14 protein-coding genes are annotated in these 26,506 nt (G+C 50.2%); 2 read left to right on the top strand and 12 right to left on the bottom strand.

The genetic code is table 11. The annotated features are described in order from the left end of the window. Positions 1–18: 18 nt before the first annotated feature. From IPM19_00805 to IPM19_00785, 5 genes are all read right to left on the bottom strand, one after another. Positions 19–16,101: a fibronectin type III domain-containing protein gene (locus tag IPM19_00805; protein QQS23094.1), complete on the bottom strand. Its 16,083-nt coding sequence runs from the start codon at positions 16,099–16,101 to the stop codon at positions 19–21. Further along, on the bottom strand, positions 16,098–16,346 hold the full coding sequence (locus IPM19_00800; GenBank protein ID QQS23093.1) for a hypothetical protein: 249 nt from the start codon (positions 16,344–16,346) through the stop codon (positions 16,098–16,100). The genes IPM19_00805 and IPM19_00800 overlap by 4 nt, the downstream gene beginning before the upstream one ends. A gap of 218 nt (positions 16,347–16,564) precedes the next feature. Beyond that, positions 16,565–16,861, bottom strand: a complete 297-nt coding sequence (locus tag IPM19_00795) for a hypothetical protein (GenBank protein ID QQS23092.1) — start codon at positions 16,859–16,861, stop codon at positions 16,565–16,567. Further along, positions 16,858–17,403, bottom strand: a complete 546-nt coding sequence (locus tag IPM19_00790) for a GNAT family N-acetyltransferase (protein QQS23091.1) — start codon at positions 17,401–17,403, stop codon at positions 16,858–16,860. Before IPM19_00790 ends, IPM19_00795 begins: the two co-directional genes overlap by 4 nt. A gap of 32 nt (positions 17,404–17,435) precedes the next feature. After that, positions 17,436–18,527 (bottom strand): isocitrate/isopropylmalate dehydrogenase family protein, encoded by a 1,092-nt coding sequence (locus IPM19_00785; protein ID QQS23090.1) that lies wholly within the window; start codon positions 18,525–18,527, stop codon positions 17,436–17,438. A gap of 153 nt (positions 18,528–18,680) precedes the next feature. On the opposite strand from IPM19_00785, the gene IPM19_00780 reads away from it, so the two are divergent. Then, the gene (locus IPM19_00780) at positions 18,681–20,072 is read left to right on the top strand and encodes an FAD-dependent oxidoreductase (GenBank protein ID QQS23089.1); all 1,392 of its coding nucleotides are present in this window, start codon (positions 18,681–18,683) and stop codon (positions 20,070–20,072) included. A 122-nt stretch (positions 20,073–20,194) separates the two neighbouring features. Here IPM19_00780 and IPM19_00775 read toward each other — a convergent pair whose 3' ends face one another. From IPM19_00775 to IPM19_00760, 4 genes are all read right to left on the bottom strand, one after another. Further along, positions 20,195–20,653, bottom strand: a complete 459-nt coding sequence (locus IPM19_00775) for a hemerythrin domain-containing protein (protein ID QQS23088.1) — start codon at positions 20,651–20,653, stop codon at positions 20,195–20,197. A 45-nt stretch (positions 20,654–20,698) separates the two neighbouring features. Continuing rightward, on the bottom strand, positions 20,699–20,956 hold the full coding sequence (locus IPM19_00770) for a GlsB/YeaQ/YmgE family stress response membrane protein (GenBank protein ID QQS23087.1): 258 nt from the start codon (positions 20,954–20,956) through the stop codon (positions 20,699–20,701). A gap of 63 nt (positions 20,957–21,019) precedes the next feature. Continuing rightward, positions 21,020–21,211 (bottom strand): hypothetical protein, encoded by a 192-nt coding sequence (locus IPM19_00765; GenBank protein ID QQS23086.1) that lies wholly within the window; start codon positions 21,209–21,211, stop codon positions 21,020–21,022. 145 nt (positions 21,212–21,356) lie between these two features. Continuing rightward, complete coding sequence (locus IPM19_00760; protein QQS23085.1) at positions 21,357–21,710, bottom strand: hypothetical protein; 354 nt, start codon at positions 21,708–21,710, stop codon at positions 21,357–21,359. A gap of 208 nt (positions 21,711–21,918) precedes the next feature. Between IPM19_00760 and IPM19_00755 the strand changes: the two genes are divergently transcribed. After that, positions 21,919–22,404 (top strand): adenylyltransferase/cytidyltransferase family protein, encoded by a 486-nt coding sequence (locus tag IPM19_00755; GenBank protein QQS23084.1) that lies wholly within the window; start codon positions 21,919–21,921, stop codon positions 22,402–22,404. A gap of 28 nt (positions 22,405–22,432) precedes the next feature. Here the strand turns inward: IPM19_00755 and IPM19_00750 are convergent, their stop codons facing one another. Genes IPM19_00750 through IPM19_00740 form a run of 3 tightly spaced genes read right to left on the bottom strand, consistent with a single transcriptional unit; the run spans position 22,433 to position 26,476 of the window. Further along, the gene (locus tag IPM19_00750; GenBank protein QQS23083.1) at positions 22,433–24,109 is read right to left on the bottom strand and encodes a DEAD/DEAH box helicase family protein; all 1,677 of its coding nucleotides are present in this window, start codon (positions 24,107–24,109) and stop codon (positions 22,433–22,435) included. Positions 24,110–24,161: 52 nt separating this feature from the next. Beyond that, a complete protein-coding gene (locus IPM19_00745; protein QQS23082.1) occupies positions 24,162–25,445 on the bottom strand; it encodes an O-antigen ligase family protein in 1,284 nt (427 codons plus the stop codon). Beyond that, a complete protein-coding gene (locus IPM19_00740; GenBank protein QQS23081.1) occupies positions 25,445–26,476 on the bottom strand; it encodes an AI-2E family transporter in 1,032 nt (343 codons plus the stop codon). The genes IPM19_00745 and IPM19_00740 overlap by 1 nt, the downstream gene beginning before the upstream one ends. Positions 26,477–26,506: the final 30 nt, after the last annotated feature.

Raw genomic sequence — 26,506 nt, 5'->3', positions numbered from 1 at the left:
TATGGCGGTGTTGTCTTTTTACCTGAGCAATCCCCCGTACTCGTAATTGGCCAAGCTAGTAAATATCACGTTGCTCAATTTATAACCGGCGGCAGTTAGCGCGCTTTCACCGGAGAACGCCCACTTCTTACCGCGAGAAATGACAAAGTAATTTCCCTGATCCAGAACCAGAGTACCATCTCTCAGTTTAACCAATGGACCCTCCGGCAGAGCGAGATCGGCGCTATTTGCTTTCACCACGCGTGCCAGATTAAACCCGTAAGTATTGAACACTGTCATGCTTTCAAAACCGGTCTTTTGACCATTGCGAATCCACCAAATTGTCTTGTTTTCTATAACTAAAGCACCATCAGGGTGTGGCTTAGTAGCGTCGCCAATTGGATCGCCGGTAGGATAGTCGCTTAGATTAATCTTTGGCAAATTAGCAAAACTATAGCCAAGAGACTGGAACACTTTGCTGGAAACAAAACCGCGCTTAGTGCTATTGGAACCTATCATGTACACGGTTTTTCCATCTGACGCATCGAGCACTAATGTTCCCTCCATAGCTCGTCCGATTCCCGTCATCGGCAACGATTTATCTGCAGCGGACGCAGGAACGGCTTGCTCAAAAGTGTAACCATAAGACTTGTATTCCTGTTCATCTCTAAATCCGATACGCTGGCCGTTTGTGACCAAGTAGAAAGTATTTCCATCCTGGACAAGTGTGCCGTCAGCATGCGGAGCAATTTCTGCTTGCGGAGTAGTTGCTGGAGGGGCAAAACTGCCACCACCGCCGCCTCCGCCACCGCCGCCGCTAGGAGGCGGGGTGGAATCCGCTATTGCCGTAAAGGATTGAGTGGAAGATGAGGATTCAGAACCGAAGAATACATTCAAATGGAACCAATAGCTACCAGGAGTTGCTACCGTTGAATTCAATGTAGTATCAAAATCTTCTAGCGGGTTGATCAATTTGGCCGCGCTAGCAGCAAATATATCATCTCCACCTCCGCACGTGTTTAGATCTGAATCGGTTACGCACCATGAGTACTGATATTCATAGGCAGTCGAACCTTCGTTAGTAATCCTAACGGCCGTACCGATAGTAGTAACAGTCAGATCGGTAAAGCTTTGGATTAATACTTGAGCAGGGGCACCGGGAGTCGCGGACACATCTGTAGAAGCACTGCCTGCACCAATGATATTCTTGGCGCTAACTCGAAAATCGTAGGAATTGTCGTTGGAAAGCCCTGTAACTGTGGTCGAGGTGCTGGTACTTACGCCGTCAGCAAATACGGACCAAGAGCCGCCGGTAGTCAACTGGTATTCGATTACGTAATCTGTAATTGCCGAGCCGCCATTGCTTGCCGGGGCAGACCACGACAAGTCTACACTACTGTCGCCGATAACTGCCGCAAGGTTTGTAGGCCCACCCGGAACGGTCGCCGGGGTAACAGAATTGCTTGTTCCGGAAGCTGTGCTCGTGCCGATTGCGTTGGTGGCAGTTACGGTGAATGTATAAGTTACGCCGTTGGTTAAGCCGGTCATAGTGGCCGAGGTGCCCGCAACTGTCGCAGAATGTCCACCAATGTTAGAAGTCACAGTGTAACTGGTGATTGCGGATCCACCATTGAATGCTGGGGCTGACCAAGTCAGACTAACCTGGGTATCGCCCGTAGTAGCGGCTAAGTTAGTTGGAGCATCAGGCACGGTCGCAGGAGTAACGGAATTGCTAGCAGTAGAAGCAGAACCGGTCCCTATTGCGTTAGTAGCCGTGACTGTAAAGGTGTAAGATACACCATTAGTTAAGCCAGTCAAAGTTATTGGAGAATTACCCCCAGTGGCGGTATGGCCCAAGTTGGAGGTTACTGTATAACTTGTGATAGCAGAACCGCCATTCGAAGCCGGTGCTGTGAAAGTGATAGTTGCTTCTCCATCGCCTGCTACAGCCACAACGCTAGTAGGGGCTCCTGGAACTGTTGCTGGAACCACTGAATTGCTAGTTCCAGAAGCACTGCCTGTGCCCGCGGCGTTTGTAGCAGTCACAGTAAAGGTGTATGTAGTTCCGTTAGTAAGCCCGGTAATAGTGATTGGCGAACTGCCGCCAGTGGCCGTGTGCCCAAGGTTAGATGTTACTGTATAAGAAGTTATCGGCGAACCGCCATTGCTCACCGGTGCTGTAAAGCTGATGGTGGCCTGACCATTGCCGCCAGTCGCAGAAACAGAAGTGGGTGCCCCCGGAACGCTGGTAGGAACTACGGAATTTGTAGTACTAGATGCAGCGCCGGTTCCCGCTGCGTTAGTAGCTGTTACGGTAAAAGTATAAGTTACGCCATTGGTTAAGCCGGTAATTGTGATAGGAGACGAACCGCCAGTGGCCGTGTGCCCAAGGTTGGAAGTGACAGTGTACGAAGTTATTGCAGCGCCACCATTATCCGCAGGAGCGCTAAAGGTTATTGTCGCTTCGCCGTTTCCCGCTATAGCAGAAACTCCGGTCGGAGCGCCTGGAACTGTGGCGGGAGTGACCGAATTAGACGCAGAAGAAGCCGATCCTGTACCGATTGCATTGGTTGCGGTCACAGTGAAAGTATAGGCGGTACCATTAGTGAGTCCTGTAATGATAATTGGAGAAGAACCGCCTGTGGCCGTGTGACCCAGGTTAGAAGTGACGGTATACGAAGTTATAGGACTGCCTCCGTTGCTGCCTGGGGCATTAAATGTTATTGTCGCCTCGCCATTGCCCATGACCGCAGAAACTCCGGTCGGAGCGCCTGGAACTGTAGCTGGAGTGACGGAATTACTTGTGCCAGATGCCACGCTTGTTCCATAAGAGTTAGTAGCTGTTACGGTAAATGTGTAGGTAACGCCATTGGTTAAACCTGTGATAGTAATAGGAGATGACCCGCCAGTAGCGGTGTGGCCAAGGTTAGATGTTACGGTGTAGTTAGTAATTGCAGAGCCGCCGTTATCCGCAGGAGCGCTAAAGGTTATTGTCGCCTCGCCATTTCCGCGAACCGCAGAAACTCCGGTCGGAGCGCCTGGTACAGACAAAGGGGTAACAGAATTACTGGCATTAGAGGCAGCGCTAGTCCCTACTGCATTGGTGGCAGTTACAGTGAATGTGTAGGATGTGCCATTTGTTAATCCAGTAACTGTAATTGGTGATGCCCCGCCCGTTGCCGTCTGTCCGCCGCTGGAAGTTACTGTATAGGAAGTAATCACGGCACCGTTATTGGCTCCAGGAGTGAAGCTAATAGTTGCTTCACCGTTACCCATTACAGCAGTCACGCTAGTAGGAGCATCGGGAGCCGAAGCAAATGTCACGGCATTGCTAGCTGCAGAAGCTATACTGGTACCATTAGCGTTGGTAGCTGTTACGGTAAAAGTATAAGTTACACCATTGGTTAAGCCGGTAATTGTGATCGGAGACGAACCGCCAGTGGCCGTGTGCCCAAGGTTAGATGTTACGGTGTAGCTTGTGATAGCCGAACCGCCATTGCCATTCGGAGTAAAGGTAATCACCACTTCCCCATCGCCTCTAGTAGCAGTACCGATTGTCGGGGCATCTGGAATAGTAGACGGAGTAACCGAATTGGATGCACCAGACGCCGATCCGGTACCATTGATGTTCGTGGCTGTAACTGTGAAAGTATAAGTCACGCCGTTAGTGAGGCCGGTTACGGTTATAGGCGAAGAACCGCCAGTAGCTGTATGGCCCAGGTTAGATGTCACGGTGTAACCGGTAATTGCGCTGCCGCCGTTATCAACTGGAGGAGTAAAGCTAATTGTAGCCTGACCATTGCCCGCTACTGCACTTACATCTGTTGGGGCATCTGGAACCGTAGATGGCACAATCGAATTACTGGTGCCAGAAGCTACGCCTGTACCCTCTGCATTTGTAGACGTGACTGTGAAAGTATAAGTCACGCCGTTAGTAAGCCCGGTTACGGTTATAGGCGAAGAACCGCCAGTAGCTGTATGGCCCAGGTTAGATGTCACGGTGTAAGAAGTGATAGTGGAGCCGCCATTTGATGCGGGCGGAGTAAATGTTACTGTAGCCTCTCCGTTCCCGTGAACAGCGCTAACTCCAGTTGGGGCACCCGGCACAGTCGCCGGAGTAACGGCGTTGCTGGTCCCCGATGCAGCTCCTGGCCCGACCGCATTAGTAGCCGTTACGGTAAAAGTATAGGTGACGCCGTTAGTGAGGCCGGTTACGGTTATAGGCGAAGAGCCGCCAGTAGCTGTATGACCCAGGTTAGATGTCACGGTGTAACCGGTAATTGCGCTGCCGCCGTTATCAACTGGAGGAGTAAAGCTAATTGTAGCCTGGCCGTTTCCATGCACGGCGCTCACTCCAGTTGGAGCGTCTGGCACTGTGGCTGGAGTCACGGCGTTGCTGGTTGCAGAAGAAATACTAGTGCCGCTAGAATTTGTAGCCGTGACTGTGAAAGTATAAGTCACGCCGTTAGTAAGCCCGGTTACGGTTATAGGCGAAGAACCGCCAGTAGCGGTGTGACCAAGGTTAGATGTCACGGTGTAAGAAGTGATAGTGGAGCTTCCATTATCAGCTGGAGGACTAAAGGTAATAGTTGCTTCCCCGTTACCGGCTACAGCCACAACATTAATAGGACTGCCTGGAACGGTCTGATAACTAAAATGAGGGTAAGTATTATTCTCTTCAATATCCCACACAAGAGACGTAAAATCCCACCCAACAAAAGTTGCTTCTTGCTCCATCTCGGCAGTAGTCTTGCCAGTCATTCCTAATGGATCTGCACCACTTCCTGCACCACTTCCTGCACCAAAACCAGAAGTATCTGTGTCCCAATAGGTAGACACATAAGTACCACTAGAAGCCAAACCTGTCATACCGCCTAAATACTGAGTCGAAGCAGAAGAACCAGTAGCACCTGTGGCGCCATTACTGCCCCCACTGCCGCCAGTACCAGCGATTCCACCTGCACCGCCAGTTGCTCCATTTGACTTAATCCCAGAAGGAAAACCTGACGAATAAACATTTGTTATTACAGATGTAGCATGGCTTCCAAGCAAACCACCAACATGAGCGTTAGCACCTGCGCCACCCGCTCCACCTGCACCGCCATTGCCATTGGTACCCACGGAACCGCCTCCAGCAGCGCCACCATTGCCGCCAGTACCGCCAGTGCCACCATTCCCAGGAGTTCCGGCGGTCGCAGTTACATTTCCAAGAGAGTAAGCGTTAGTAATCGCTCCAGTGTTTTGACCGACCAAACCTCCACCCGTTACTGCTCCACCGACACCACCAACACCACCGACACCTCCCACAGTACCGTTACCGCCATTGCCAGAACCGCCCGATCCCCCGATACCGCCATTGCCGCCTGCCCCGCCAGTTCCACCCATCGAACCGTTACCACCTGTCATAGTCACGTTACCGTAAGAATAACTTGTATCAAAACTGCCGGTTGTTAAAGAGGCACCGATGAATCCCCCGGCAAAACTGGCTCCACCTGCGCCGCCTGCGCCGCCTGCAACAGCTGCGCCGCCTGCGCCGCCTGCAAGCGTGCCGCCGTTGCCGCCATTACCAGAAGTTCCTGCAATACCCGCTGCGCCGCCATTACCTCCGGTAGTAGTAACGTCACCTGATGACCAAGAATACTGAATTAGACCTGCCGTAAAATTGTATCCGGCAAAACCGCCTGCATATAAAACGCCGCCTGCGCCGCCTGCTGCGGTAGCACCTTGAGCACCGCCTATCCCTCCGGCACCTGTCGCGCCGCCGTCGCCGCCATTACCTGCTGTTCCGCCCGAACCACCTGCGCCACCAGCAGCGCCGGTAACTACCACATCCCCTTCGGAATAATTTGCGAACAAAGTACCGACATTATAACCAGCAAAACCGCCGCCATATACTATTCCACCGACTATACCAGCAGTTCTGGCCCCAGCTGCGCCGCCAGTTCCACCAGTCCCGCCGTCTACACCATTACCTCCGGTTCCTCCATTACCTCCGGCTCCTCCATTACCTCCGGTTCCTCCGGTTAATGTGACATTTCCACTAGAAGAAGAGTCCCTGATTGTACGTGCAGTATTGTTCCATCCAGTAAAACCGCCGCCATAAACCACAGCACCTGCGCCGCCGGCGCCGCCGGCGCCGCCTGCTCCACCATTACCGCCATTAGCTGTTGTTCCATTCAAGCCATTTGCTCCGATTCCGCCGGTTCCTCCAGCTCCGCCGGCACCGCCAGTACCCAAAACGCTACCTGTTGAATATGAAAATTGTTGAATTGTTCCATTGTTGTAACCTACAAAACCGCCAGTGTATAAAACACCGCCTGCTCCGGCAACACCGCCTATGCCGCCAACACCGCCGACTCCAACGTTTCCTGGAAGTCCGCCGTTGCCACCAACACCTCCACTACCGCCGGTTCCACTCGTTCCTACTACGTTACCGGTCGAATAGCTAGCAGTGGTTGTATTCGTGGTATTGATGTTATTACCAATTAGCCCGCCCGAATAACTAGCGCCGCCTGCGCCGCCTGCGCCGCCAGTTCCGCCTGCGCCACCGGCATGATTGCCCGTGCCTAGAGATCCATCTCCCCCGCTACCGGCATTAGCTCCATTAGCACCATTTCTTCCTAAAGAAGTCACAGAACCTGTAGCGTATGAATAAGAAATTATACCTGTCGCAGCATTGTTTGCTACCAAACCGCCCGCATAACTAGCACCACCAGCGCCGCCTGCGCCCCCTGCGCCGCCAGTTGCTGCTGTTGATCCAGAAATATTCCCACTAGCGCCGCCTGCGCCGCCTGCGCCTGGAGTTCCAGTCTGGCCTCCATTAGAAGTCACGTTTCCTGTAGCATAAGAAATTCCACCAATAATACCGGCACTGCTACCAATCAAACCACCAGCATAGCTAGCGCCCCCTGCGCCTGTCGCACCACCAGCGCCGCCTGCACCGCCAATTGCGCCAGAGCCTCCACTACTGCCGTTCACGCCAGCTGCTCCATTACCGCTTGTTCCGCCTGTAGCAAGTACATCTCTAGTAGAATAGCTGGTAGTGATCAAAACAGCTCCCACTAACTGACCCGTGAGGCCGCCTGCATAACTGGCGCCGCCTGCGCCGCCTGCGCCGCCTGCGCCTGTCGCACCACCGGCCGCACCAGAACCGCCGTTGCCAGCAGTGCCTGCACTACCGCCATTGCCGCCATTGCCGCCTGTAGATGAAACCACGTTCCCAGTAGAATATGAGTTGAAGTACTTACTACCACCGGTTGTTACACTTCCGTATCCTAACAATCCACCTGCATTAGACTCGCCTCCGGCACCCCCGGCACCACCAGCGCCGCCTGCACCGCCAACACCACCAGCCGCACCATTTGCACCATTGCCTCCAACGCTACCATTGCTCCCATTGCCGCCAGTAGCAGAGACATTCCCTGTTGCATACGACGCAATAGCGTCACTTAAACCAGTAGTAATTCTATTATTACCAATCAAACCGCCAGCATAGCTAGCACCCCCGGCTGCTGCCGCTACCGCACCACCACCTGCGCCGCCTGTAATAGTTGCTCTGGATGCTCCGCCATTGCCAGATACGCCCGCGGTCCCCGCATTACCGCCTGTAGCAGACACATTTCCAGTTGCATATGTATATAAAAAGTTACTGGTCCCGCTGGTAAAGTTGCTAATCCCAACTAACCCACCGGCGTCCGCCTCTCCACCAACACCAGCAACCCCGCCAAGAGCACCGACCGAGCCGATATGACTCGAAGTACCAGCCGAACCATCGCCACCTGCTCCGCCGTTGCCGCCGTTGCCGCCGTTGCCGCCAACCACCGTCACAGAACCTGTAGCGTATGAATTTAAAATTTGCAAAAGTTGAGTAGTACCCGTCATGCGACCTACTAATCCGCCCCCATACGTAGCACCACCTGCACCCCCGACGCCACCAACACCACCTGCAGCAGCAGTTCCAGTCGAAATCGAAGAACCGGAAGCGCCGCCGTTGCCGCCGCTGCCGCCGTTGCCGCCGTTTCGTCCATTAATATTTATAGACACTGATGAATATGAATCGGACTGAATGGTACCCAAGTTATCACCTACTAAACCACCGAACCCACGAACACCGCCTGCGCCGCCGGCACCGCCTGCTCCGCCTACACCACCAATAAAGGAACCAACGCCTGCGCCACCGTTGCCGCCGCTGCCGCCGTTGCCATCAGATTGTTCATTACCTGATATAGTTAAAATTTCAGAATAGGACGAAGTTATTACTCCTGTAGCAGAACTGTACCCGACTAGACCTCCTACGAACGTTCCCGACTCCACGCCACCGGCTCCCCCTGCGCCGCCTGCGCCTCCAACACTACCAGCAGTTAAGCCAGAGCCGCCATCCCCGCCGTTGCCGCCACTACCGGCTATACCGCCATGGAAAATTATATTTCCTTTGCCTGACCCAGCATGAAAACTCGCGTACGATAAAATAATGTCCGATGTTGAGTATCCGGCTAAACCTCCGATATAAGCCAAACCTGAGGCTCCGCCGGCTCCGCCGGCACTTCCAGCCACACCGCTATTTAATGCCCCGCTTCTGCCAGCCGAACCATTCGAACCGGTTCCGCCGGTGATCTCTATACTTGTTTTAGAATAAGAACCTTCTTGAATTACTCCAGAAGAGTAACCTACTAATCCGCCAGCATAAACTGCGCCGCCTGCGCCGCCTGCGCCGCCGGCTCCACTGATACCATATAATGCAGTTCCTGTTCCGGTCCCGCCTAGACCGCCCTGAGCACTGGCTCCGCCTGATCCTCCACTAGCAGTAACGGTGCCGGTTTGAGTATAAGAATTAGTAATTGTACCTAAGGCATTTTGACCAACCAGGCCACCGATCTGCAATGAAGCAGCTAACGTTACAGCTGCTGCGCCGCCTGCCCCACCGACACCGCCGGCTCCGCCTGCATGGTTAGTTCCTGCCGAACCATCACCGCCAGCGCCACCGGATCCGCCGTTACCGCCGTTACCGCTTGTAGCGTTAACGTCAGAAGTTGCGTATGAATTATTAATAATCCCTGTTGCAGCACTGCTTCTGCCTACAAGACCACCTACATTGAGTGCTCCACCAACACCGCCAGCGCCACCTGCCCCGCCAGCTGCCGCTGTTCCATTAGTAATGGCACCCGAAGCTCCCCCGCTCCCGCCTGCCCCGCCGTTACCGCCGTTGCCAGAAATACCAGTCACCGCTCCAGTAACATGATTTGAAGTTTCAATAGTAAGAGCATGATCACCAATTAGACCGCCTGTAAAGTTTGCGCCACCAGCAGCACCTACTGTTCCCACAGCACCAATACCACCGATCGCGCCGCTGCCTCCAGCTCCGCCGTTGCCGCCGTTGCCAGAACTTCCACCATTCCCGGAGGTACCTAACACAGTCCCAGTAGAATAGGAATTAGTTACTACACCAGTGACAGCAGCACCGATTAGTCCACCCGTAAAAGAAATCCCACCGACACCGCCTGCGCCACCAATTGCTCCTGCGCCGCCAACAGACGACGAACCGCCTGCGCCACCTGCGCCGCCATTGCCAGCCGCGCCGCCGCTGCCCGCGACAACAGTAAGACTGCCAGTCGCATACGAATTGCCCACAAATATGTTTGTCGTAGTAAAACCAATCAAACCGCCGCCATAAGCATAGCCGCCTGCACCACCAGCTCCTCCCACAGCCCCAGCTCCTCCGGTCATACCGCCGACACCAGCTCCTCCCGAACCTCCGTCTCCGCCGACACCGCCGGTATCACCGGTTATAGTGACATTCCCTGTTGCATAAGAATTCAGCACAGATGAACCCGCACCGACAATATCCCCAATTAACCCGCCAGCACTAAGCGAAGTTGGCTGGGTTATACCACCAGAACCACCTGCGCCACCTACTCCGCCAAGCGCACCATTAGACCCGTTAGCACCGGCTCCGCCAGTACCGCCGGAATCAGCATTAACTAAAACATGATTTGTAGAAAATATATTATCAAAAGAAACATTAGCTAAAGAATTATGCCCAATTGCCCCACCAACAAAAATTGCACCGGTTGCTCCACCTGCTCCGCCAGCGCCGCCGGTCCCGTTTCTACCGCCTGTACCAGAAGCACCGCCTGATCCGCCGTTGCCTCCAGTTCCTCCACCAACAGACAACGCCACAGTGATAGTACCACCGGTACTGCTGGAATCTGATATATTACCATTTCCTTGACCGGCAATCCCCCCCATAAACAAGGCCCCACTCGCACCACCTGCGCCACCTACTCCGCCGATGCCGCCATTATGTCCACCCGTGCCTGCCGCGCCGCTTCCACCAGTTCCACCAGTTCCGCCATCACCTCCACTTTTATTAATCCCTGTTAAACTGCCGATAACTGTTGAATTGTGAATTACTCCGGAGTTGTCTCCAACCAAACCACCAATATATGCAGCTCCGCCTGCGCCACCGGCGCCACCGGCGCCAGCAGTTGCAGATGTACCACCAGAAATATTTCCACTTGCCCCACCATGGCCGCCTGCGCCGCCATTGCCTGCCGCGCCGCCGGTGACAGTTATAGTAGTAATGGTGTAAGCAATATCCGTGACTAAACCAATATTTAACCCAGCAACCCCTCCTCCATACGCAGCTCCGCCTGCGCCGCCTGCGCCACCGTTGCCGCCTGCGCCGCCAATCGCCCCGGCAGAACTGCCGCCGGTACCGCCAGTTCCGCCACTTGCTCCATTTGCCCCTGCTCCGCCAATAGAGGTTACCGTACCAATATTATTAGAAGTACTAATAGTAGAACCCAATACTCCATTGTACGCGACTACGCCGCCTGAATACGCAGCACCGCCAACACCTCCGGCGCCACCTGCAACTCCTACGCTGCCAGCATTACCAGCACCACTAGAACCCTGATTGCCAGATCCGCCTGCTGCTCCGCCAGCTCCACCTGTAGCAGAAACATTACCCTGCGCATAAGAATCTGCACTCACGACGCCGATATTCCAACCGATTAGTCCGCCTGCGGCACCGACGCCGCCGGTGCCACCGCTGATGCCGGCAATCCCAGCGCCGCCTGCAGCCGCGCCTGATGAATTTCCACCATTAGCTCCTGTTGCCCCAGCACCGCCTGCGCCACCTGTAGCAGCTGCATCGCCCGTTGCATACGAGGTGCCCTGAATAATACCATTAGTTATGTTATACCCAACCAATCCACCAGAATAAGCAGCGCCGCCTGCACGAAGCAATACGCTAGCAGCCACATCTGTTCCACCGTTAGCTCCCCCAGCTGCTCCCGTTGTACCACTGCCGCCGTTGCCGCCAGAACCAGCCGACCCACCAATGCCGCCTGTTGCAGTCGCGTCACCTGTAGCATAAGATCCGGAGATGCCTGCAGTATTCAATCCTACCAAACCTCCTGCGTAAGCAATTGCACCTGCCCCACCGCTCGCGCCGCCGGCACCTCCGATGGCCCTAATTCCCCCGGCGCCGCCAGTGCCGCCGGTGCCAGAATTACCACCTATCGAGGATATGTCTACATCAGAATAAGTGCCATTTTGAATAACACCGCCAGTATTATTATGACCAGCTGCGCCGCCGCCAAAAGCTGCGCCACCAATACCAGCTGCGCCACCAATACCTCCAACCCCGCCAATTGCATTTGTACCCCCAATACCACCTGCGCCACCGTTTGCGCCATTACCGCCGTTGCCACCAGTTACAGTTACACTGCCAGTTTGGATATATGAATTTGAAATAGTCGATGTGTTTATTCCTGCCAATCCGCCGGCGTATGATGCCCCACCTGCCCCACCAGCGCCGCCTGTTGCACCAATTGCGCCCGCATGACTAGAACCACCTGCTGCGCCGCTACCAGCGGCACCAGGGTTAGCCCCATTTTTACCATTACTGGCGGTTGCGGTTATTACTCCTGAAGCATAAGAATTCAAAATAATATTAGCGTTATTTCCGACTAACCCACCGGCATAGGCAATCGCTCCGGCACCGCCTGCTCCGCCATTGCCGCCTGCTGCTGCTGCAGTTGAGTTAAATGTAGCAGTCGTAGCACCACCATCGCCGCCGTTACCACCATCCCCTGGGGTTCCACCAGTTGCAGTAATATTTCCTGTTGAATATGACACACCCTGAATAACACCAGTACTTTGTCCGGCTAAGCCCCCGGCACTAGCAACGCCTCCCGCACCGCCAGCAGCACCTGCGCCGCCGATACCGCCAATGGCATTTGTTCCACCGTTGCCGCCATTACCGCCTGCGCCGCCTGCGCCACCGGCGCCGCCAGTCACGGTTACACTCCCAGTATTGTAAACTGCCTCGATAGGTCCTAGAACATAGTGACCTATTACACCGCCTCCAAAGGAAGCACCGCCTGCGCCGCCTGCGCTACCTGTGCCGCCTGCTCCACCCGTTGTAGAAGCAGCACCTGTTCCGCCGATTCCACCGGCACCGCCTGCGCCGCCTGCGCCGCCAATAGCTACGATATCACCCGTTGAATAAGAACTTAATATTTCACCATTAGTTGTAAAACCAACAACACCCCCAACATAAGCAATACCTCCTGCAGCTCCGGCAGTGCCAGCAATACCTGCAAGACTAGTACCTCCGTTGCCGCCTGTAACACCAGATCCTCCAGCACCGCCTGTACCAGTAACAGTACCGGTTGAATAATTGTTTATTAAAGAAATACCCGAGTTATGGCCAACTACTCCACCGGCATAAATAATTGCCCCTATTGTAGCGGTACCACCTGCCCCGGCTAGTCCGCCCGTACCACCTGCTCCGCCAACCCCGGCTGATCCGCCAGCACCAGCAGTGCCCGTTACTGCTCCAGTAGTGTGGTAACTTCCTGTGATTGTTAAGGTGTTATTCCCTGCGACACCTCCAATATATAAAACACCTGCTGCCCCACCGGTACCACCAGCGATGCCAGCCAAGTTAGCTAAACCAGAAACTCCATTACTGCCATTACCGCCATTACCGCCCGTACCGGACACTGCATTAGTGGAGAATGAATTTTGAATTGCACCGACATTGCTCCCGACTAATCCGCCGGCGTATGCTGAAGTTACATTAGCCGAACCGCCTGTTCCCGATGCACCACCAGCGCCGTTAGCACCACTTGAACCCTTTGCACCGCCAGTTCCGCCTGTACCGCCAATTCCACCATTACCACCCGTAGCAGTTACTAATCCTGTATTAGAATTTGAAATTAAAATCACCCCAGAGTTAATACCGACTAATCCACCGGCGTATGCGCCACCTCCTGCCCCGCCTACAGCCCCAGCTCCGCCTGTACCCCCGGTATGAGCTGTTCCTGCTGCTGCGCTTCCGCCTGTACCGCCAACATTACCGTTCTGCCCATTAGATCCTGTTGCAGTAACATTGCCTGTCGCATAATTGGGACTGGTTACACCGCTAATTACTCCATCGGGGCTGTTCTGACCAACCAAGCCACCTGCATAGGCAACACCTCCTGCACCGCCCGCACCGCCTGCGCCGCCAGTTGAAGCAGTACCAGTAGTTGCAACTGTACTAGCGGTCCCTGCTGCGCCAGCCGATCCGTTGCCAGGAGTACCACCTGTGGCGATGACATTTCCAGTTGCATACGAAGCGTATCTAACATTACCCAAGTTCACACCGACTAATCCGCCGGCATAGCTAGCACCGCCTGCGCCACCAGCGCCGCCTGCGCCGCCTGCGCCACCAACTGCCGCCGTCCCTGGATTACCGCCAGAACCAGCAGCTCCAGCTAAACCGCCTGCGCCGCCGATTGCTGTGACGCTTCCTGTAGAAAAAGATGTGACAACCATTCCAGAGTTAACCCACCCAATCAAACCGCCGGCATAGCTAATTCCACCGGCTCCGCCTGCGCCAGCTCCTCCGCCCGCACCACCTGCTCCTGTTCCGGCATTGTTACCACCATTACCACCATTACCAGAGTTACCACCTGTTCCGCCTGTTCCTGTTACGGCAGCCGAAGAACTAGAGCTCTCGATGCTTCCTTGTGCAGAATATCCAATTAAGCCGCCACTATATACAACTGCGCCAGCTCCACCAGCCAACGTGGTTCCGCCAGCTCCGCCAGCAGTAGCCCCGCTAGTAGTATTACCACCAGCACCACCATTACCAGAGTTACCACCTGTTCCGCCTGTTCCTGTAACTGTTCCAGATACGCTAACATTAGTAATCGTGCCAGCGTTATAACCAGCCAAACCTCCTATATATAGAGCGCCGCCAGCAGAACCTACTGTGCCTGTTCCGCCTGCTGTTGGGGTAGTCCCATTAGTACCTGCGGCTCCGTCAGAACCATTAGCACCAATGGTACCAATACCAGTGATAGACGCATCAGCCAAAACAAGATTCTGAATACTGCCAAGTGTATAGCCAAAAAGCCCGACATAACTTAAAGTCGTCGAGTTAATATATAAATCGCTAATCGTAAAACCGGCTCCGTCAAAATTGCCCGTGTAGTTGTTAACGTTATCTCCAACCGGAATAAATCCTTGGCCTGCATTCCATCCAGAAGTTACTGACGCATCAATATCACCGCTAAGCTTATAAGAATTGGCCAGATTCGTCTTCATAGCTTGCAAACCGTACACATCGTAGATTACAAATGGATCTACACTAATTCCGGTTCCAGTAAATCGTCTAAATATACCGGCACTAATGGAGAAGCTTCCAGTTGCAGAGAAAGTATCAGAAGCCGGATTTGGTGTGGTCCAAGTCGCGGCCGTTACCTGAGAATAGTCACCAGACTGACCACCGGAGTTAGTAATGATTAAGTCTGCATTTTGCTTAATTGTTCCTACATAGCCATTAATGGTTAACGAACCAACTGTTGCCGCCACGTCAATATTGATTACATCTGTAGATGAGCCAGACAAAGCATCAAAGACAACATTACTGGTTGCATCTGGTGCATTTGCTGCATTTGGGGTTCCTCCAGATGTAGTCGCCCAGTGATTAGCAGCATCAGACCAGTCACCGCTGCCTCCCACCCAATACGCAGTAAGCGGAGGGTCAACTATAAAATCTATATCCGCACTTCCGATAATTCTTAAATCGAATACCGAAGCTGGATTCTGTAAGTTCGAAAGCAGGATTCTATATTTACCGTCTTCGGCGATTTCAGAAAATGTTGCGAGCAGCTCGCCGCCAGTAGTGTAAACTTCGATAATGGCAGGTTGGCTTGGGTCTGTAGCTTTTGCAAACAGCGTAATATCCTTTGTGCTGTTAAGCAGCTGTTCGAATGTTACTCTTACAAACTGACCATCGATAACAGTAGCGTAATCGTAGTCGCGAGCATTAACTTGATTATAAATATCTAAGATTGTGTTTTTATCAGCATCCAAAAGTAGTGCATCAGAAATAAAAATTATTTCGAACGTCTGAACAGATAAATGAGGAACCACCCAAGCAACGTGATCAATATATCCGTCCTCGTCATCGTCATATGCAACGAACTGCATATCCTGACCATTATTATTTTGCCATTTGATTTTAATTAAAGTCTCCTGACCTACCCTGAATATTTCTGGGATTTCTGTCTTCACCGGCACGTCTAAGAACTGATGTACTGCTTCCTGCTCCTCTGTCGCAGAGATCACAACAATCTTTCCATTGGCAGTTGTTTGTTCAATGACAGTAGGAGTGAGATCAATTTGTGCAGACGCCTGATTCTGATCTGATGATTCAACAATATTTTCTTCGCTACTATCATCAGCAGGACCCTGCCCGAGGTCAGAAGCAGGATTGTTTTCTTCGACTGTGGTGGGCTGTTGAGGCTCTTGATCTAGCTCGTTCTGAGTGGTTTCCGAAGCAGTATCAGGAACTTGTTCAGAACTCACATTTTGCTCGAGATCGGCTGTTTCCTCTGCGACTACTGGATCTTGTTGGGGTTCCTGATCTGTATCTAAATTACTTCCTAAAGAGGCAGCATCCGAGATATTACTCTCTTCCAGTGTCGATGACTCGGTTTGAGAAGTGTTTAAGACTTCTTGGTCAGAAGCAAGCGATTTATTGGGAGACAAAGTAAGGAAAAATCCTGCGGCCACAATCGAAGCAACGACTAATAAATATCTTAAAGCTTGCTTGATGTTCATACTCCCCTCCCAACCCGATCAAATCGCTTTAAAAGTTGTTTATGCTTTTCCTTTTGCTTTTTTACATACAAAGAAACCGCCTGATGTGTAGTTAACCAATCACGCGTAATCTTTATCGCTGGGATCTTCCCTTTTCTTACAAGCAAGGAGATGTATTCGGCGCTGTAAGGAGTCTGCTCTGCCACCTGAGAAATGGATACAAGCTTACCAGATGCCAATAACTTCTGCTTTTCATGCTCTGACATATTCGATTTTGTTTTTATTTTTGTTTCGAAACTGTAATTGCTCGTTTGAGCAATACTGTATCGGCTATCCGATACTTTTCTGATTTTATAATATCATAAAATTGGCTTAATGTCAACGAATAATACAAAAAGATTTTAGATTTTTATGAGTAATACCTCAAAAGCTGCGATGCGTTGAAAATAAAAAAGCCGGCACATATTTCGTGCCGGCTGTAGAACTACTTGCGTTCTTTGATTATTACAGTCCCTTCCATGACTCCGTACCCGCTAGACTCCTTAAATGTGTAAGTGTCAGCGGTATCGCTACCCGTCATGGGCTTAGTCAAATACCATAGATTGCCTTCTTTCCAGGTTATGATAACCAGCTTCTGGCCTTGCGGCAATTCGACAGTGCTATTGCCGCCTAACTGACGAGCCCTCTGCTGCTCATTGCACGAGCTTACCATAACGGCGCTAACCGTTAACAGTACCCCTAGCAAAAAAGCTATCAAACTTGATTTACTGAAAAATTTCATCCATTACCTCCGTTCTTTTCTAACCAGTCTGTTTTAAGCAGACCTAGCGTTACCATATCAAGCCGCTGTTCGTTGATCAAATACTTGCCGCGAGCCAAACCTTCACGGACAAAGCCGAAGCTTTCGTCCCAAGCGATTTGCTTTTGGTTTGTCGCAACAACCTTTGCTTCGAGCCGCTCGATGCCATGAACCGTAAACGCCAGTTCGATGAGCTTGGTCATCGCTATCCTGCCGTAATGAGCATGTCTGTCTCTGCTGTGAAAGATGGTGACGCCTATGCGCGCGATGCGCATAAACATATCCACCTCATGCAAGCCAACTGTGCCCACAATCCGGCCGTTAGCCATAACCAAATAGATCAGCGAACCTTCGTCCTGTTTTCTTTTCAGATAGGCTCGCTCTTCTTCATCGGTAACATCATTCTGAAGCTGCGCAAAGTTTTTCAGTTCCGCCCCTCTCATTGCTTCCGCTAATTCCTTAGCATCATCAGGAGTGGCGAGAACCAAAATTACTTCGGACGTTTTCTGTTCTCTTGTTTGCATATCTCCTCCCGAGCTGTGATCACACGAGCGGATCACGCACGTGCTGCTGCCATGCTCAAATTTCTGACCCGGCTAGCTATGTGAGAAGCCATCTGCTCAGTCCCGACTGGAGTGCTGACTGCAATATCCGCCGTGACGTGAGTGCCTTCGGCAAGAACGCCTATCAAGGCCTTGCGCACTGCTCTTGCCGCTTGCTCTTCTCCCAGATGTGAAAGCATCATTGCTCCGCTCAAAATTAGCGCGGTGGGATTAGCGATGTTTTTACCGGCAATATCCGGAGCCGTACCATGTACTGCTTCGTAGATCGCGCAGTCATCTCCGATGTTAGCACCCGGAGCAACGCCCAGACCACCAACCAATCCTGCGCATAAGTCGGAAATGATGTCGCCGAATAAATTCGTACACACAATCACATCGAATTGATGCGGATTAACAACGAGCTGCATAGCCATGTTATCGACAATGCGATCGTTAAACTCGATTTCCGGATACTGTTCAGCGACCCTGCGGCCAGCATTTAAGAATGTCCCGTAAAATTTGGGGAAGATGTTGGCTTTATGAACTGCTGTCACTGTTTTTCGCCCCTTCTTGCGAGCGTACTCGAATGCAGCCCGGAAAATTCTTTCCGAACCTGGCATGGTAATCACGCCAGTAGCCTCAGCTATTGTCTCAGCCTCGTCAACAAAACGTTCTGTTCCGCAATAAAAGTCTTCCACATTCTCGCGAAAGACCACTAAGTCCACACCAGGATACCTGGCAGGCACTCCGGTATAAGCATAAGATCGCCGAACATTCGCGTACAGATCAAACTGTTTACGAAGATCCACATTAATGCTGCCGTAATTAGCACCTTTCGCCACATGAGTCGGGCCTTTGAGCGCGACTTTATTTTGACGGATCGAATCCAGTGTCTGCTGCGGCAGCGGATCACCAAGATGATGATAAGCATGCGCGCCAGCCAACTGAATCTGCCAGTCGAAGTTTAGACCGGTTGCCTCTAAAACTTTTTGAGTTGCGGCAACTACCTCCGGTCCTATCCCGTCTCCGGGGATGACTGTAATCGCATAAACCTTTTCGGCCCCTGCGCTGGAATTAGCATTATTTGTAACAATTTCTTGTCCCATATTAGTCCTCCACTATTGCTTTTGCGAACTGTCTATTATAACCGAAAATACCAAAAATGTCAATAATAAGCCATTTTTTAGCTTATTTAGTTGACTTTTAAGCTTATTTATGGTATATTTCTAGGTAAAATTTTCATTTGGAGGAATGATAAAATGTTCACCGATAAAAAGATCAATTGCGATTTTCTAATAGTGGGTGCTGGCGTAACCGGCGCAGCTGCCGCTTACTTGGCAGCAAAATACACCGACATAAATCACATCGTGATTATTGAAAGGTATAAGGACGCCGCACTGGTAAATTCGAGCCACGAGAATAACGCGCAAACCCTCCACGAGGGCGACACCGAAACCAACTACTCCCCGGAAAAGGCCCGAAAGGTTCACTTTGCCGGAAAGCTCATCCGAAGCTATATCACCAAAAAAGATGTTGACGGACTATTCACTACAGTTCCCGGCATGGTCATAGGCGTCGGCAAATCGGAATGCGATCTTCTCCGAAATCGCTTTCAGGCTATTAAGGAAGATTATCCCGATCTTAGGGAAATCTACGGCAAAGAAATATCTGTCATAGAACCGCAAGTCATGTCTGGCAGGTTAAAAACCGGCCCGGACGATATAATGGCCCTGTATACCCCCAACCGCATCTGCATGAACTATCAGCTCTATGCTCGGGAACTCATTAAAGATGCAATGGCAGTGCCGGGTAAAAAGGTGGAAGTGCACTGGGAGTCCCCTCTGGAAACAATTATCCCTATCAAGGACGTTAACCAGATCACTACCGGGTACAGGATCATGACAAAAAACGGCATGGTCATCGATGCCAGCACAGTAGAGTTTGCGGCCGGAGCCTATAGCCTTAGCTATGCTCACAAACTCGGCCTTGGGCTGCGTTACGCAATGCTCAATGTCGGCGGTAACTTCTATAAAGTTGAAAGGGATATTCGGGGCAAAGTCTATACGGTACAAAACGACAGCATCCCCTTCGCCGCTTTCCACATGGACCGCAACCTGGTTACAAATGTTGTCCAGCTTGGCCCAACAACGCAGATCATACTAATGATGATCCGAAGGGACTACAGCACTGTCACCGACTATTTTCACACCCCGCTGCTCACCACTCTCGAAGGCTGGCGGGCGTTCGTCCGTTCCATACGCAAGAACAATCTGGCTACGTACGGCATCAAGAACGTCTTGTTCGAGACTCCAAGGATGGGAAAATACTTAGTGCTGCGAGAAGCACGGAAGATTATTCCCGACTTGCAAATAGACGAGCTGGAACTGTACGCAGGGCACGGTGGCAGCCGCCCGCAGATAATCGACCTAGACGCCGACAATCCGCTAGTCATGGGAGACAAAAACATCATAGGCGATCGCGTGATTTTAAACACCACGCCGTCTCCGGGTGCAACTGTCTCCATGCGAAACGCGCTGCGCGACGTTCTCAGAACGGTTGAATTCCTAGGGGGGAAGTACACCTTTTTCCTTGATGAATTCAAAAAAGACTTCGGCGTGACCGATGAACAAATTGCTGCTTATGCGGTCTAACCCGCGTGGCATAACACTACAAAACCGCTTATCTGATAGCTTTCAGATAAGCGGTTCTTATTTTAGTCGAGAGTGTTGCTGCCGCTGATGTTGTTATAAAACCAGCTGGGGCAAAAACAAATTTAGTAGTTGACCAGAAAGGCTTCCATGTCCTTTGCTAACGCCTCTTGCTGCTCTTCTGTTAGAGCGCTTTGGGCTTTTTTAAACATATCACTCTCTTCCTCGTCGACATGATGTTCGATATTTTCCTGCAGCACCTTTAGCTTTGCTGTCCATTCCTCTGTATCAACATCAAGGTTACTTAATTCGCTTAAGAGAAGTTTCGCGACATGATGTTCTTCGAAAGCCTCCATCGTGATGTCATGCGTTTTACGTATCTCTTCTAAAGCTGGATATAACACAGCTTCTTCTAATTCAGCATGACGTGTCAATGAATCATTCAACTTGGTGAACAACTCTTCTCTCGTTTTGAGAGCATTCTCGGTAGTATCTGATAGCTTTTCAAACAATTCATCTACAGCTTTATGGTCTTCCTTCAACCAGGTAAAAGGGTTTGTTACCTTTGTATCTGAATTAGCCATATCTTTCCTTTCGTTATTAATTTTAACGATTGGTCTTAAACGAATCTATGCAGCGCGGCCGCGGAACATTCGAACCAACCATAGCAACACAATAGCGCCGCCAATGGCTACCAATAAGCTATAAATGTTGAAGCCATTCACTCCGGATTCACCAACCATCGACATGATGAAACCACCTAAGACAGCTCCGATAATACCAACAATGATGTTCCCTAAGGCGCCTTGCTGACCATCAGTCTTCATGATCAACGAAGCTAACCAACCGGCGATAGCGCCGAATACTAACCATAAAATAATTCCCATAATTTTATTTCCTTTTAATATTTAATAATTAATGTTTAATTTCGAGTAACCTATAACAATCAATTAAAGCCCATCTTCGGTACTAGAATTTGCTTCATGAGCTTCTGCCGCGGCACTATGAGCATCGGCAGCTTCTTGCCGGGCATCTGCAGCCTTTTGCTTTGCCTCTTGGACCGCTGCATCTGCCTCGCCGATCGCAGCATCTGCGTCAGCTGCTGCTTTATCAGCACCCTCTGCGTCTTGTAAAAGCATCATAATATCCTTTCTTATTAATGATAGATATTGGCAAAATATGCCTTTCTATGCGGTATATCGGTTCCACCGCCATAAATGTTACAAAATAAAAAAACAGCTAGTTTTTAAACTAGCTGTTGTGTATTTACAATCGAATTGCAAATTTCTATATGCTACTTAGCCTATTGGCCAAGCCTTTATCGGGCGAGGCCATGTCCGGACCCCCATCGAAAATAGGATTTGAATCCTCGAATCCTAAGAGCCAAATTATAGCCGTGCGCAAAGTTCTCATGTGTGAGTCGTTGCGACCCCCGCCATAACGGTAAGCCAAGGTAACTTCTTTCGCGACCGGATCATATTCCATCCACCAGTCATTAGTAGGACCGAGAGCCCACTGATAACCGGTTTCCTTTCTGGTAACTTGATCCGTGCCTAGCACGATCATGGCCAGCCGCTTGGCCAACCACTCCTCGTTGGCGGTGTCGAAATTAAATCCTGGTCGAAACTTTATTTCCTCCATAATTCCTCCGAATACAAACTAACTTTCCTTGCGAACCGGCTGCTTCCACAAAAGCGCCCACTATCGGGGCAGGGGTCCATGTATTGCTCTGTGATTTACTCATATTATTCCTCCTGAAATGGCTTCTAAATTTAACAATTTTAAACTCAAGTGTCAACATTGACACCTGACCCAATTACTACTACAATAACCGGCTACAGGAGGAATTATGATTTTTAATTTGTATGATCAGTCCGATGTCGAACTGGTCCGGGAAATGTATAAAGACAAAACTGTAGGATTAACTTCGGGCAGCTTCGATATATTCCACAGCGCACATCTACAGTACCTGTTATCGTGTGACCGGCGATGCGGCCATGATGGGTTTTTAGTAGTCGGTGTAGATTCGGATCAGTTAGTACGAGACCGCAAAGGCGCAGGACGGCCGATTGTGCCAGAAGCCGATCGTTTAGCAATTATAGAAGGCGTAAGGTGCGTATCAGCTGCATTTACTCTGGAAACCGCAGAAGACTTTGGCTACGCTGCAGAAATACTGAATGCCGATTTCATCTTCAAGAACCAAGATTATAAAAACGTCGAAGTGTACGGCATAGAAAACACGGACGCCAAGCTAGTCATTGTCCCCGACTTCGAACGTACCGAATCTACGACCGCGCTGATCGATAAAATTACAAAATTAAACCGCTCAAAATAATGAGCGGTTTTTATTAATGAGCATTTACCTAAAACAAATTAGGCTGCGAACCTGCTGCCATAACCGGCGGAAGATAAACTTCCTCCTCAATTTCACCTATTTCCAAATCATCACCCAAGAATACTTCTTCGGGATTAAATTCCTGAGGGAACAAAGATCCAGCAAATTGCGAAAGCTCGGCCAGCTTCATACGGCGAACATTTCTGTCCGCTGCATAAATCTTAACCCTCTCCTCTGCTGTAGCAAGGTAAATGATCTCAGCTGGCTTGTCATGTCGTCCGGCGCGGCCAGAACGCTGAATAAGGTCGATGCTGCTCTTCGGCGGGTTATAATTGATGACGCAATCCACAGAAAGATCAAAGCCTTCGCGCACCACAGTGGTAGCGTTTAGAATCTGCACCCTTTTGTCTTCGATGGCTTCTAGAGCTGCTTCCTGATCTATTCCTTTCATGGTCCCGCCGCCAAGCATAGTATTGCTGGTTACGTTGTTCGTCTGCAAAAATGCGTGGCAGCCCATAGCTGTCGCCTTGTTAGCCACAAAATTAATAGCCTGCATACCTCGCCTTTGCAACGATTCCATCATCTTCAAAAGTAGATGCATTTTCGGGTGGACGGCATTTTGAGTCAGATCGATCAGGTCTGCCATTCTTCCCCGCTTTACCATCCTTATGGCGTAACCTGCAGTGCTGGGAACTAATGTTTCTTGGTAATAATTCCGGAAAGCTTCGTAGCTTTCATTGTGAACCAGATCGTAAACATGCGCCCATACTTCGTATTCGCGCAAAGTACTTAGCAACTGGCCAACAGACGCTTTATCTTCGAACAAGTTGTAATTTTCGCCGATTGCCGTATTTGGCATGTATTCTAAAAGTCCTTCGCGAAACTTTTTAATCTCCTTGTAGCCAAGATGCTTTTTCGGGTCTACGAAAACCGAAACCCCAAGTTTCGCCCTGGCTTGGTAATTAAAAATGTAAGCGCAGCGAGTCATTTCGTTCTGGATCAGCTCTTCCAGATATCTGTGCCGGCCGATAATCTTGCCTGGCAATTCCTCTACATGAATAATGCTGGCAATTTGCCTAGTAACCGGCATGGCAATATTATAGATTCGGTCCAGGCAGCAATTCTTCATCGCTTGGCCAATCTTCTCTTTACTATTACCCGGCGAAGCAGACAAGCCAATCCGCGAGAGATTCTCCATTTTCGCCCTTACGGCGATTTGTGAATAAGCATGGGTGCCTGTTGCCGCATTATGGAATTCATCAAAAATTACATGCCCGAAATTTTTTAACAGCTCAGGATTCTTTTTTAATTCTTCCATCACCACCTGTCCGGTGGCAAAAATCACCCGCTCATCATGATTATCCCAAATTCTTTTCTTAACCGGAGTTTCGCCGATAATCACCCGAGTGGGAAGCTTAGAACCAATTGCTTCGAACAGTTTTTGATGGCGCTTAGCAAGCCTGCGCATGGGAACCAAAAACAAACAGCGCTGCGATAGCTGCACCGCCGTCAATTGACCCATAACGGTTTTACCGCCGCCAGTTGGAGCGACAATGGCAAAACTTTGCTCACATATGACACGCTTCATCATGATCTGAGATTCGGGAATCCACACTTTAGCTTTTTCTAAACGTGCTTCAAAGAAAGCCGGATTTAATTCGTACACATCCACGATAAAATCGCGCATTTTTGCAGTTAAGCCCATATTATCCTCCTATTTAATTTTGCTCTATATTATATACCTAAATAGAATATGGCTAAAGCTCTGCTTTCGCTGGCCGGTCGGGCGACAGATAAGCGACACTCACCGCCATAACCATCCAAAACACCAGCGCCAAATCGTTTTTTAAATATGGGATGTCTATTAGTCCGTGTATTGTAGTGGCCAGCATGAATAAGAGCAATCCCATAGCAATATCATTCTTTCTCTTCTTAATCCCCCGCCAAAATGACCAAGCTATTATGATCGCAAATCCCACCAAGCCGGCTAAGCCTAAATCGATCCAAAAGTTTAAGAAAATATTATGAGGAAAATTATAATGATCCAGATTCGGGTCAGTATTATACTTGTCCCAATTGATATCAAATCCGGATATGCCCTTGCCCAGCACGGGGCTATCGGCCAGCATCTTTGTGCCAGTGTCCCATAGGCTTAATCTAGCTACTGATGATTTCTCTCCATGAAAAGGAAGAATCGCACGATAACGCAAGTTCGGCACACTGGCGACAATGCCTGCTGCTATAAGCGCGATAGCGGCGAATGTGATTAGAACTTTTTTATTTGCAGAAAGCACTGCGTATGCCGTGGCGGCTGCAGCCAGGCCGAGCCAAGCCCCGCGCGACAGGGAGAGAAATAATCCAAACGCTCCCACGAGCCACGCCAACACTACCAGCTTATTTTGCAAAATTTCCGATCGTTGCTGCCACCACGAATTGCTGCTCCGAAAAATTTCCCACACTCTTCCAAAATGCTTAACCGCATCAGGAATCAACCAGGCCAAGACCGGAGTCATAAACAAAGCAAACGCATTCGGGTGAGCAAAAAAAGCTATGGCCCGTTTTGGCTCTACACTATTCCCCTGCCAGGCTGCCGGCAAAGTATCTAAAGTGAAATACTGATAAACAGCTACGCATCCGGCGGCAAACACCAAAGCATAGGCAGCCAAGCTTAGCTTTCTTAGTACTCCCGGATTGCGCGCGGTGTAAAAACTCAATAATAAAAATATCGTCAGGGGCTGAGCATACAACACAACCCACTGCCCAATTTTTTCTGGAGTTACGCCAAAGGCCATTAAAGAAATGATACTTGCCACTAATATCAAACCGGCGCCAACCAAAACCGCTTTGGGTAATGATTTTATATGATCTAAAAATGCTAAGAATTGTTTTCTAGCTAAAACTTCTAACAACCCAGCTGCAATGACCGCAAAACCTGCCAGCATCAAGAAATTAGCCGGCAGTTCATACGAGCCGGGAGCAATGGAAAAGCGCCACACATAGAGCGGCGCCGCTAAAAATAACAATATATATAGAGCAAACATTAGCCTCGAATATACTCCTTAAAATCAGTACGGTACATATCCAGCAATTCTACAAATACTGCCATCAGTATGGGCCCTATCAAAAATCCTAGGATCCCAAAAAACTTAATACCGCCGAGCACTGCCAGCAATACCAATACGGGATGGAGCTTCAAAGAATTACCAATAAGTTTTGGCCCCAAGAAGTTGTCTACAGTACCGACAGCGACAGCACCCCAAATGGCCAGCCCAATTGCGGCCGGTGTATTGCCAGTAACGAGGAGGTAAATAACCGCAGGCACCAAGGAAATTGATGTGCCTACGTTCGGAACAAGCGAAGTTAAAACAGTAAACATACCCCACAGCAGAGGCTGAGGTACCCCAAACACTAAAAACCCGATCGTTGCTATTGCACCCTGTGCTAAAGCAATTAGGAAAGAGCCCTTAACCACGCCATTAACGGCCGATTTTATGCGTTCCAATAGTTTACGCTCCTGGGAAGAAGCAATGGGAGAAAGATCCATAAATACATGCGACATTTTGTTTCCATCGCGTAGCAAAAAGAACACCATAAAGATTAAGATGAACATCCCCAGCACAAAGTTAGCCACATTAGAAAGCACGGCGGTCGCAGAACTAAAGGCCTGCGAAGTGAATCGCTCGGCAAGACCATTGATGTCCCGAGAGAAGCTTTCTATTGGCTCTTGAAGCTGCTGCGGCACACTCTGGACTATTTGATCGCGCGAGACTACCAACTGGCCATTTCGGATCTGATCCACGGCTTCCTGAATCTCATTCCACAATAACTGACCAAACAGCCATAATGGCAACGCTACAATCAACACCATTGTGAGTAAAGTAAGAAAACTAGCCCAGCTCGGGTAACCGATTCGATTAAGGATCCATTTATACACCGGATAAAACAAAATTGCCAAGATAAAAGCCATGGCAATGATATTAAAAAATGGAGTTAGGATGAATAATACGAACAATGATGCTCCGATGAGGAGTACCAGAAAACTAATATTTTGAACGTTTTTGTGTGAAGCCATATAGGTGTATTTGCTTCACCATTATAGCAA

The organism is bacterium (assembly GCA_016699995.1).
In the GTDB taxonomy this organism is placed as follows: Bacteria; Patescibacteriota; Doudnabacteria; order UBA920; family UBA920; genus UBA920.
Note: the sequence above shows the minus strand (reverse complement) of the source record. Positions and strands in the feature narration are given on the sequence as shown.